Genomic DNA, 11,324 nt, shown 5'->3' with positions numbered 1-11,324 from the left:
CTCAGTCCGAGAACCAGCGCACCGGTGCGGGTGCCAGGTTCTGGTAGACGTGCTTGCTCTCCCGGTACTCGGCGAGGCCGGCCGGGCCGAGTTCGCGGCCCACTCCGCTCTTGCCGAATCCGCCCCACTCCGCCTGCGGCAGATAGGGGTGGAAGTCGTTGATCCAGACGGTGCCGTGACGAAGCCGCCCGGCGACGCGGCGGGCGCGGCCCGCGTCGGCGGTCCACACGGCGCCCGCGAGCCCGTATTCGGTGTCGTTGGCGAGGGCGACGGCCTCGTCCTCGGTGCGGAAGGTCTCGACCGTGAGGACCGGTCCGAAGACCTCCTCCCGGATCACGCGCATCCCGCGGTGGCACTGGTCGAGCACCGTCGGCTCGTAGAAGTAGCCGGAGGCCGGCCGGGCTTCGGACGGCTCAGGACGCTTGCCGCCGCTGCGCAGCACCGCGCCCTCGGTGAGCGCGGACGCGACGTACGCCTCGGTCTTCTCCCGCTGCTGCTCCGATACGAGCGGTCCGCACTCGACGCCCTCCTCGGTGCCGCGCCCCAGCCTGATCCTCCCCGCCCGGCGGGCGAGTTCGGCGACGAAGCGCTCCCGGACGGACTCCTCGATGATGAGGCGGGAGCCGGCCGAGCAGACCTGGCCGCTGTGGATGAAGGCCGCGTTGAGCGCCTGGTCGACGGCGGTGTCGAAGCCCTCCTCGGTCTCGACGGCGTCCGCGAACACGACGTTCGGGTTCTTTCCGCCGAGTTCCAGCGCGACCTTCTTGACGGTGACGGCCGCCGCCTGCGCCACCTTCGTGCCGCTGACCAGGCCGCCCGTGAAGGAGATGAGGTCGACGTCCGGGTGCTCGGAGAGGCGGGCGCCGACCGTGTGGCCGGGGCCCGTCACGATGTTGGCGACGCCGTCGGGCAGTCCGGCCTCAGCGAGCAGACGGATCAGCGCGACCGTGGTCAGCGGGGTGATCTCGCTCGGCTTGATGACGAAGGTGTTGCCGGCCGCGAGGGCGGGCGCGATCTTCCAGCTGGCCTGGAGCAGCGGGTAGTTCCAGGGCGTGATCATCGCGCAGACGCCGACGGGTTCGTGCACGACGACGCTGTGGATGTCGGCGGAGCCCGCGTCGACGACGCGGCCGCCGCCCTCGCCCACGACCAGGTCGGCGAAGTACCGGAAGGCGTCGGCGACGCAGTCGATGTCGACCCGGCCCTCTTCCACGGTCTTGCCCGCGTCCCTGCTCTCCAGGAGGCCGAGCTCCTCGCGGTCCCGCACCAGCAGGTCCGCGACCCGGCGCAGCAGTGCGGCCCGCTCCGCGACCGGCGTACGGGGCCACTGCCCCTCACCCGCGCCGAAGGCGTGCCGGGCGGCCTCGACGGCCGCGTCGGTGTCCTTCTCGTCCCCCTCGGCGACCACCGCGAAGGGCTTGGCGTCCGCGGGGTCGATGATCTCGCGCGTCGCCCCGGACGTGGCGTGGCGCCACTCACCACCCACGTGAATCGTCTTCTGCGCCTCAGGTTCCGCCATGTCGCGCCTGTCCTCTTTCCGTTTCCGCTGAGCAGTCGCCGCTCGTAGGCTTCCGCGGGCAGACGCGCCCGGGGCGCGCGCCCCAGCGGCGACCGTCGGCGCCTGCCCCCGAGACGCGGAAAGCATGCGCAATCCGTAAGCGAAAGTGCGCTGTGTCACTGAAAATGCGGTCAGAAGTGGACAAAAGTCTACGCCTCGCGGTCAGCGGCAGAGGCTGCGGGGCAGGCCTGGGGCCTGGGCGCGGGGAGAGGGAGGGCGCCGGGCCCGGAGGCGCCGTTGAGGCGGGACCAGTGAGCCGGGAGGGGCAGGAGGGGGCGCGGGTGCGGGGCCACTGTGCAGCGCGCCGGCCGCTTGGTGCCCGTGGTCCCGTGGTCCCGTGGTCCCGTGGTGCCGTTGATCTCGCGGCACTTGTGACTCTTGTGGTGCTTGTGCTGCTGGTGATTCCCGTGATGCTCGCGGTGCTTGTGCTGCTTACGGTGCGCTTGTTGCTCATGGTGCTCACGGCACTTGTGGTGCTCACGGTGCTCGTGACATCTGTGGGCCACAAGAGATCCGAGAGGCCTGTGATGCCGGAGAGCGGCGAGGGGTCGCGGCGGGCTCAGCCCGGGGTCGGCTCCCCACAGGTCGCGCCGGGCGCACAGAACCACTTCAGTGCGGTGTTCAGCAGGGCGAGCTCGTCGTCGCGGCCGTCCGCATCGGGGCCGTACGCCGCCACCGCATAGATCTTGCCGTCCGGGGCCTCGAAACGCTCGTCGACGGCGTGCCAGGTGCCCACGTCGGGTTCGCCCTTGATGGAGTCGGCCAGGTACTCCAGCCGGGAACCCACGAAGTCCCCGTCGTCGAGCCTGTCCAGGGCGAGCTTCTCGAAGCCGTCGGGCTTCGGCGTCCCGGGGGACAGATACAGCTCGAAGGACGCGTCGGGGGACTCCTCCGCCACCTCGTACACCTGGAGCCGCTGCCTGCTGTCCGGGCTGCGGAAGTTGACCACGTCGATGCCGTGCTTGGACGGGACCGTGCTGCGCTTCCAGCCCTTCGGCACGGCGATCCGGAACCCCTCGACGTCGTCGTGGGTCTCGTAGTCCGCGGGGAGTGCGGTGGCCGAGGGGGACGGCGACGACGGCTGGTCGGTGGCCGCCTCCGTCGCGTCCGTCTGCTGCTGCGCGGGCTTGTGCGTCGCGGTGGTGCCGGCGGCCCCGCGGTGGCCCGCCCCGTCGTCACCGCCGCCGACCACCCGGACCAGCACCAGACTCGTGGCGACGCCGACCGCGGCGGCCACGGCCACCACGGTCCACACGACCCGGCGGCTGTGCCCGCCGGCCGCTGCGGGCACCGACGGCCGGTCCGACGGAGGCCACGAGACGTCCGCGGCCGGGGGGCCCGACGGGTGCCAGGAGGCCCCCGCGCCGCCCGGCGGGTCCGACGGTGACCAGGACACCTCGGTGGCGACGGGTGGGACCGAAGGAGGCCAGGAGGTGCCCGCCCCGCCCTGCTGCTGCCCGGGGCCGGCCCCGGGCCACGGTACGGCCGGGGGCGAAGGCCGGACCGGAGACGCCGACTGGACCGGGGCCTGCGCGGACGGGTCGGCCGGGGCGGGCGGGTCGGTGGACTCGGCCTGCGCGGACGGGTCGGCCGGAGCGGTGGGCTCCGTCGGGGGCGGCACGTGGTCCGGCCGGCCCGGAGGCGGCGGAGTGACCGGGGCCGCCCCCTGGTCCGCGTCCTCCCAGCGCTGGGCCTCCTCGTTCCAGTACCGCTGTCCCCCGCTCATCGGCTCCCTCTCACATTCCCAGCAGGCCGGCGACGGACCCGGCCGACGCGATCAGGGTCAGCAGGGCCTGCGAGTCGGACAGCAGGTCCCGCAGCCGCTGCCGCCGGCCCTCGCCCGCCGTGCCCGTGCGCGTGATCTCGTCCTCGGTCTCGGCGAGCGCCGTGTCCAGGGCGGCCGTCTGCTCGGTCGCCCGCAGCCGGGTCAGGTCCGCGCGCAGCTCGCGTACCGCCTCCAGCAGCTCCTCGGCAGCCTCGTCACGCTGTGCGGCCGTACCGTGGTGGTGGCTCTCGGCGTGTGCGTGGCTGCCGATGGCGAAGGTGCTCTGCGAGACGTCACCGATCCTGACGTTCGGCTCATCCGCTGTTGCCATCGCTGTCCGATCCCTTCTGCGGCCCGGGGCCGCCGGTGGTGGCCGAGGCGCGGGCGTGGTCGCCGACGGCGAAGGTGGAGCCCTCGACCTTGCCGATGTTCACGCCGCCGTTGCTGATGTTCACGATCTTCTGGACGAACTCGCCCGTCTGGTAACCGCATTCGGCGAGCGCCGCGCGCACACCGTTGGCGATCCGGTCCTGCACGCTCCTCAGGTAGCGGTCGACGTCCATCGACTGGAAGAGCGATGCCGACGGCGCCGCGCCCAGCTCCCGCACCGACAGGGCCGGCCCGTCGGGCAGCGCTCCCGCATAGCCCCCGGTCAGCAGCCGCCATCCGTACACCACGGCCCTGACCAGCGTGACGAGGGAGCGGGCCGCGGAGCCGGGCACCCGGGCGACGGCCCACGCGGCCTTGCCGAACACGTTGTTGTTGCGGAACCGGTGGGCCGTGCGGTCGGCGTTCTTGAAGTCCTCGCGCACCGGGGTCAGCACATGCGGGGCGACCTCCAGCATCAGCATGCGGCCCTGCGTGTGGATCCGTACGAAGACGGTGACGACCAGCTCCTCCTCCCAGCCGCCGACGCGGATGCGCAGGAAGTGCCGCCGCTTCTCGGCGCCCTCCTCGACGGCGCGCTCCCGGTGCTCCTCGAAGGCCTGCTGGTGGTAGGGGGCGTCCTCGCGGCGCAGCAGCCCCTCGGCGGGCAGGAAGACGCACTCGTCGATCTCCAGCCAGCGCAGCCGGTCGCGCACCCCGAGGCCCGCGTACTCGGCGGGCAGCCGCAGCTGTTCGAGCAGCGGCCGGATCTTCTCCAGGACCGTCCGGTTGCTGAGCGGCTGCTGCTGCTTCTTCATGCCGTCGGGCCGCAGCTCGACGGCGAGCACCCAGGTGTCGTAGGCGCCCCCGGCCCCGCAGAACGGCCGCGCCTCGTGGTACATGATCAGCGGCGCGTGCTGTTCGGTCCTGATGCGCTGCTTCAGCCGCTGGAAGCGCTGCCCGTCGGCCTGCTCCGCGGGGTCGCCGGAGGCGTCCATGAAGCGCTGCGGGGCGAGTTCGCCCGCCAGGGCGCGGGCGAACTGGTTGCGCTGCGCGGCCGTGCACAGCGCGATGAGCACGAACACGGCGAGCGCGAGCCAGGCCTGCCAGGGCTTGATCACCGCGCCGATGTCGGAGAGCTTCGGGAGCAGCAGGTCGGACACGCTCGGCGAGCCGGAGGAGCCGCCACCGTACGCGTCGTAGGAGTCGTACGACCCGTAGGACGTCTCGGGCGAGGAGTCGTCGCCCGCGCCGAACCCGGCGAGGACGGTGACGGCCAGGAAGATCGCGAACGCGATGCGGCCCCACCAGCGCAGGAAGAACGCGGGCACCCGCCGGTACAGCGGCTGTTCGCCGACGCCCCTGGTCCAGGACGCGATGGCGAGCAGCAGGCTGGGCACCAGAAAGCCGGCCAGCAGGCCGCCCGTCAGCGGCACACCCACCACCCACAGGCCCACGATCGCCGCCGCCCAGCCCAGCTCCAGACGGCGGGCCCGCAGCGCGTGCGCGAGCACGCGGGCGGCGTCGAGACCGAGCGAGGGGGCCACGATCCGCTGCTCGTTGAGGTGCAGCTGCTCGATGACGCGGTCCCGGTAGCCGGCGTCGAGATAGGTCCCCGCGCACAGCAGACGAGTGGCCTCGCTGGCGTGCGGCGGGGTGGGGGGCGTCGGTGGTGCGCCTGTGGGTGTCGGCTGCGGCTGCTGCGGCACGTACGCGGTACTCACACCACTCCCGATGGACCAACCGGCTTTGTTCTCACCGTATGTGAGGGGCCATCAGCATAGAGGGACGGGTGGGGCCGCGGAAACCTGTGGCCGAGGGCCGGTGAGCCGGTCAGCCCGCGGCGGGCGTGGTGGCTGCCGCCGCCTTCGTCAGTTGCACCGCGCTCAACAGGCTGAGGCCCGGCATGGCCTCGCGCAGCACCTTGATCGCGGCCACCGAGTCGCTGGGGCCCTCGTGACCCGCCTCGGCGAGCTGCCGGTGCACCCAGCGGGCGCGGAGCTCGTCGTCGCTCTCGCGCGCGGCGTCCTCGGCGATCGCCAGCGCACGCTCGAGGCCCGGACGCAGTGTGTCGTCGGCCTCGGCGACGGCCCGGTACAGCTCGGTGGCGATCCGGTCCGCGTCGCGCAGGACCACGACGTGCAGTTCATGCTTTGTCATTCCGAACATGCGCCCATGGTCGCCCGGACGGTGCCTCCGGGGCACGTCACTTGAGCGAGATCTGAGGGCGGACCTGTTCCGGAACGGGGCGGGACCCGGGAAGGCCGCGGCCGCTGCACCTACGCCATCAGCTCCGCCACGCACCTGCGCAACCACGCATGCGCCGGATCCGCGTCGTGCCGCGGATGCCACGCCATGCTCAGCGCCAACGGAGGAAGGTCCAGCGGCACTTCGAAGGTGACCAGTCCCAGGCTCTCGGCCAGCGGCCGGGACCACCCGCCGACGAGGCCGACCAGATCGGTGTCGCGGAGCACGAAGAGCGACGAGGGAAAGGTGCCCACGCTGCCCACCACCCGTCGCTCCAGACCCAGTTCGGCGAGCGCCGTGTCGACGGGCCCGTGGAGGCGCCCACGCCGCGAGACGACGAGGTGGTCGGCCTCGACTGCGAACCGTTCCGGAGTCAGCTCCCCTCGCAGCAGCGGATGTCCGGCGCGCACGACCCCCAGCATCCGGTCGTCGCGCAGATACTCCCTGCGGATCTCCGGCTCCCGGGCGTCGATGATGCCGACCTCGAGGTCCGCCGTGCCCTGGCGCAGCGCGGGTGCGTCGACATGGCTCTCGTTGAGGAAGCGGAGGCGGATTCCGGGCGCCTCCGCCGCGGCGCGGCCGTAGAGCCGCGGGCCGATCAGGGCGGCCATCGCGTCGTGGCCGAGGACCGTGAGCGTGCGCCGTGCCGTGCGCAGGTCGGTGGAGGCCCCGGGGGCGGCGAACAGGGCCCGCGCCCGCTCGACCACCGCGCTCACCTCGGCCTGGACGGCGAGCGCGTGCGGCGTCGGGACCATCCGGCGGCCCGCCCGGACGAGGACGGGGTCGCCGAGCGCCTTGCGGATACGGCCGAGGGTGCGGCTCATCGCCGGCTCGGACAGATGGAGCCGGTGGGCCGCGCCCTGGACGCTCTGCTCCTCCAGGAGCACATCGAGGGCGACCAGGAGGTTCAGGTCCAGGTTGCGGTCGGAGCCCGGGTCGTGCGCCAGGACGGCACCGTTCAATTGCGCCACACGCATTCATCTCCTGCATAAGTTGCACTGGAAGGCAGGACGGGGTCGAGCCTACGGTGACGGTGCATCCCACACCACCGCATCGCTCTGAGGAGGAGCCTTGTCCTCGCCTGCCCGGAAACCGTCCGCCGCGGCCACAGCCTCCGTCCCGGCCCCGGCCGCACCGCCCGACGCGACGCCCTCGCCCTCGCCCACGCCCTCGCCCACGCCCTCGCCCTCGCCCGGGGCACCGTCCGCCGCGGGCCTGAAGCGGTCCACGCTCCTCGCCCTCTGCGCCTGTGTCCTGGTCGCGCAGAGCATGGTCGCCGCCATCAACCTGCTGATCCCGCAGCTGACGTCGTCCTCGGTGCACCCGTCGCCGACCCAACTGCTGTGGACGGTCGACGCCTACGTCATCGTCTTCGCCGGGCTCCTGATCCCGGCCGGCGCGCTCGGCGACCGGTACGGCCGCAAGGGCGCCCTGCTCACGGGACTCGCCCTGTTCGCAGCGGGCGCCGCCACCAGCGGGCTCGCGACCATGCCCGCGGTGCTGATCGCCGGGCGCGGCCTGTCCGGTGCGGGGGCCGCCCTGATCACGCCCGCGACGATGTCGATCCTGGTGCGCCTGGCGGCCCCCGAGGACCGCGCCCGGGCACTCGGTGCCTGGACGCTCGCGATCGGACTCGGCGGGCTCGCCGGGAACCTGGGAGGCGGTCTGGTCGGGCAGTTCCTGTCCTGGCGCTTCCTGTTCTGGGCGATGGTCCCGCTCGCCGCGCTCCTGGCGCTCGCGGTGGTCCGCACGACACCGCGCACGGAGCGCTCCCCCGGCAGCCACCCCGATCCGCTGGGCGCACTGCTGCTGACGGCAGGGCTCGTCGCGTTCCTGTTCGGGATCATCGAGGGCCCCACGTACGGCTGGTCGTCGGCGCGGATCCTCGTCGCCTTCGCTGCCGGTGCCGTCCTCGTCGCCCTGTTCACGGCACATGCGCTGCGCTCGCCCGCGCCCCTGCTCGACCCGCGCGTCTTCGCCCCGCGCACACCGGGCTCGCGCCGCCTGCGCGCCGCGACCCTCGGCACTGCCACCGGCTTCTTCGGCCTGTTCTCGCTGTTCTACGTCAACTCGCAGTACCTGCAGTACGTGAAGGGGTACGACGCCGCGCTCGCCGGCCTCGCCATCGTCCCGCTGCCCTTCGGCATGGCACTGACCCAGCGGCTGGCCACCCGGTGGTACGCCCGTCCGCGGCCCGTCGTCGGCGCCGGACTCGCGCTGATCGGCCTCGGTCTGCTCGGCACCTCCACCGTGGACGCCGGGACGTCCTACCCGGTGTACGCATGCTGGCTGCTCGTCATCTCGGCCGGCACCGGGCTGTGCATGCCCGCGCTCACCCTGGGCGTGGTCTCGTCGCTGCCGCCGCACCAGGCCGGGCTGGGCTCCGGCCTCGGCACCTCGGCGCGCGAGATCGGCGCGGCGCTGGGCGTCGCCGTCACGGGCACCGTCCTGGACTCGCACGGCGGTGCGGCCCGCTTCACGGACGGGATGGGCACGGCCCTGCGCGTGGTGTCGCTGCTCGTGCTCGCGGCCACCGTGCTCGTCGTGACCGGCTACGGAAGGACCGGGTCCCGGTCCGAGGCCGGGACCGCGGGCGCCGCCACCGCCAGGCCGGATGCGCAGGAGCACCGGACGGCGGAGCCCGTCGTATGACGGCCCCGCGCGCGGATACGGAAACGCTCCCGGCGGCCGGTGCCGCGGGGAGCGTTTCCGTTGTGAAGCGGGTGACTCAGATGAGGCCGAGACCGCGGACGGCCTCGCGCTCCTCCTCGAGCTCCTTGACGGAGGCGTCGATGCGGGCGCGCGAGAAGTCGTTGATGTCCAGGCCCTGGACGATCTCGTAGACGCCGTCCTTCACGGTGACCGGGAAGGAGGAGATCAGGCCCTCCGGGACGCCGTAGGAGCCGTCCGACGGGATACCCATGGAGGTCCAGTCGCCCTCGGCGGTGCCGTTGACCCAGGTGTGCACGTGGTCGATGGCGGCGTTGGCGGCCGAGGCGGCGGAGGACGCGCCACGGGCCTCGATGATCGCCGCACCGCGCTTGGCGACGGTCGGGATGAAGTCGTCGGCCAGCCACTTCTCGTCGTTCACGAGCTCGGCGGCGTTCTTGCCCGCGACCGTTGCGTGGAAGATGTCCGGGTACTGGGTGGCCGAGTGGTTGCCCCAGATCGTCAGGCGCTTGATGTCGGCGACCGAGGAGCCCGTCTTCTTCGCGAGCTGGGTCAGCGCGCGGTTGTGGTCGAGGCGGGTCATCGCGGTGAAGCGCTCGGCCGGTACGTCCGGCGCGGCGGCCTGCGCGATGAGGGCGTTGGTGTTGGCCGGGTTGCCGACGACGAGGACCTTGATGTCGTCCGCGGCGTGGTCGTTGATGGCCTTGCCCTGCGGCTTGAAGATGCCGCCGTTGGCCTCCAGCAGGTCGCCGCGCTCCATGCCCTTGGTGCGGGGGCGGGCGCCGACGAGGAGCGCGACGTTCGCGCCGTCGAAGGCGACGTTCGGGTCGTCGCTGATCTCGATGCCCTGGAGCAGCGGGAACGCACAGTCGTCCAGCTCCATGGCCGTGCCCTCGGCGGCCTTCAGCGCCGGCGTGATCTCCAGAAGACGCAGCTTGACCGGCACATCCGCGCCGAGCAGCTGGCCGGAGGCGATGCGGAAGAGCAGTGCGTAGCCGATCTGGCCGGCCGCGCCGGTGACGGTGACGTTCACGGGAGTGCGGGTCATGGCGTTCTCCGTATGACTGGTGGTCCCTCCCAGGCCATCGGGGCCCTGGGGGGCGGGTTAGATGATCGATCTCTTGGCATCAAGATAGATCCATCCGTCAGGCTATCGCGCCCCGGGCACCCCGCACCGCCGGGTCCCTGTGGCCCGCCCCACAGCCGTGCCCGGAAAACCGGGCCCCCGTTCACGCGTACGAGGGAATCTCGCGCGCAATCGGCGAAGACTGGATTGCTTCCCGCAGAACGGGGCAAGCGGACGGTACCCCCACGGGAGTGGCCAACACCCCCACACACGGCGGCCGCCCTCGTCCTCCCCCCGGCGAATGGGCGGCCGCCGGTCTTTTCCGGCGGCGCCCGGTGCGCGCCGTTCCTACTGCGTGCACGCCGTGCGGCCGGACGTGAGCGTGGCGCAGGCCTTGGCCTCGGCGGCGCTCTTCACGGCGACCATCGGCGTGTAGGCGTCCGTGCTCGTGTCGACCGTGCCGCTCCGGCTGGCCGCGCCCGGCGTCGCACCGGCCCGGATCACCACCTTGTCACCGGCGGCGGCGCGGGTGACGCGGGCCCAGGCCGCGCCGCACGTCCTGCTGTAGCGGACCTCGACGAGTGCGGTGCCGACGGTGACGCTGCCGGTGGTCTTCGCCAGCTCACCGCCGCAGCCCATGGTCTGCGGGTCCTTGCCGGTGCAGTCCTTGCCGCTGCACTGCACGCCGGCCGGCAGCACCGGCGCACTCGTGGTGGGTTTCGCGGTCGGCGCCGGCTTGGCCCTGGCCGCGTCGCCGTCGCCCTTGCCGACGCCCGTGAGGAGCACCGCGGCGGCGATGACGACGAGGGCGCCGACGATGCCGACGAGGAACATCGTCGCCTTGCGCCGCTGCCGCTGCCGGTCCGGCGAGCCGCCCTGCGGCGGGGCGGCGACGGGCGGCAGGCCGCCGTGCGGGGCGCTTTCGGCGCCGGGCGGGCCCGGCTGCTGCGGCACCGACGGCGGGAAGGCGGGGGCCACGCCCACGGGTCCGGCCGTGCTCGTGGCTCCGCGCTGCGCCGCCCGTCCGTTCGCCTCCGATGCCGCCTGGGCTCCGAACTCCCCCAGCGCGGCCCGCGCCTGGGATATCCGTATCGCCTCCATGGTCATGTCGTGGCGCATCTCGGAGCGGCTCCAGGCGCGCTCGGCGAGTTCCCACATGGTGTTCAGATGGACCGGATTGGTGCCGGTCACCTCGGCCAGCGAGACGATCGCGCGCTTGGGCGCGAGCAGCCGGCCGTTCAGATAGCGCTCCCACGACGTCTTGCTGTATCCCGTGCGGTCCGCGATTGCGGCGATGCTCAGCCCGCTGCGGTCGACGAGCCGGCGCAGCTGGCTCGTGAACTCACGAACCTCCGGGTCGAGTTCGTCCGGCAGTGCCTTCCAGCGAGGCATTGCTGTCCCCCATTCCCCCCATACGTGCCTGTGTGCACCCCCGTGCGTGGTGCCCGGTTCCGCCCTGGTCTGGCTACCCACAGGGATGCCCGGAGCCGAGGTCTCAGTTCCGCAGGCGGGGGCGCACGGGAGCATTCGGGCCAGAGGAGGTGCTCCGTCGCACCCGAGGGCCCGCCGTCAGTCTCCCACGGAGGGCAACCCCGCCAGGGAAACGGGGGTTTGAATTCCGCCTGTCAGGACGCGACTACGCACTCCGTACG

General features: G+C 72.8%; 9 protein-coding genes. 1 reads left to right on the top strand and 8 read right to left on the bottom strand.

Features of this window, described 5'->3' with window-relative positions:
• Position 1: 1 nt before the first annotated feature.
• From ACWCP6_RS04395 to ACWCP6_RS04370, 6 genes are all read right to left on the bottom strand, one after another.
• Positions 2–1,519: an aldehyde dehydrogenase family protein gene (locus ACWCP6_RS04395; protein WP_450930806.1), complete on the bottom strand. Its 1,518-nt coding sequence runs from the start codon at positions 1,517–1,519 to the stop codon at positions 2–4.
• 598 nt (positions 1,520–2,117) lie between these two features.
• Positions 2,118–3,284, bottom strand: a complete 1,167-nt coding sequence (locus ACWCP6_RS04390; RefSeq protein ID WP_450930805.1) for a hypothetical protein — start codon at positions 3,282–3,284, stop codon at positions 2,118–2,120.
• A gap of 10 nt (positions 3,285–3,294) precedes the next feature.
• Positions 3,295–3,654: a hypothetical protein gene (locus ACWCP6_RS04385; protein WP_450930804.1), complete on the bottom strand. Its 360-nt coding sequence runs from the start codon at positions 3,652–3,654 to the stop codon at positions 3,295–3,297.
• Entirely contained in the window at positions 3,638–5,413 is a 1,776-nt protein-coding gene (locus tag ACWCP6_RS04380) for a hypothetical protein (protein ID WP_450930803.1), read from the bottom strand. The genes ACWCP6_RS04385 and ACWCP6_RS04380 overlap by 17 nt, the downstream gene beginning before the upstream one ends.
• A gap of 109 nt (positions 5,414–5,522) precedes the next feature.
• A complete protein-coding gene (locus tag ACWCP6_RS04375; protein WP_450930802.1) occupies positions 5,523–5,858 on the bottom strand; it encodes a hypothetical protein in 336 nt (111 codons plus the stop codon).
• A 110-nt stretch (positions 5,859–5,968) separates the two neighbouring features.
• Positions 5,969–6,913 carry a LysR family transcriptional regulator gene (locus ACWCP6_RS04370; RefSeq protein ID WP_450930801.1) on the bottom strand — a complete coding sequence of 315 codons (945 nt, stop codon included), beginning with the start codon at positions 6,911–6,913 and terminating at the stop codon, positions 5,969–5,971.
• A 238-nt stretch (positions 6,914–7,151) separates the two neighbouring features.
• Between ACWCP6_RS04370 and ACWCP6_RS04365 the strand changes: the two genes are divergently transcribed.
• Positions 7,152–8,588, top strand: coding sequence for an MFS transporter (locus tag ACWCP6_RS04365; RefSeq protein WP_450931099.1), 1,437 nt, complete (start codon positions 7,152–7,154; stop codon positions 8,586–8,588).
• 76 nt (positions 8,589–8,664) lie between these two features.
• On the opposite strand, the gene ACWCP6_RS04360 is transcribed toward ACWCP6_RS04365, so the two are convergent.
• Together ACWCP6_RS04360 and ACWCP6_RS04355 are read right to left on the bottom strand one after the other, a co-directional pair.
• Entirely contained in the window at positions 8,665–9,654 is a 990-nt protein-coding gene (locus tag ACWCP6_RS04360) for a malate dehydrogenase (RefSeq protein WP_450930800.1), read from the bottom strand.
• A 366-nt stretch (positions 9,655–10,020) separates the two neighbouring features.
• On the bottom strand, positions 10,021–11,064 hold the full coding sequence (locus ACWCP6_RS04355) for a DUF2690 domain-containing protein (protein WP_450930799.1): 1,044 nt from the start codon (positions 11,062–11,064) through the stop codon (positions 10,021–10,023).
• Between the last annotated feature and the right edge of the window lie 260 nt (positions 11,065–11,324).

This window comes from Streptomyces sp. NPDC002004 (assembly GCF_053593975.1).
Note: the sequence above shows the minus strand (reverse complement) of the source record. Positions and strands in the feature narration are given on the sequence as shown.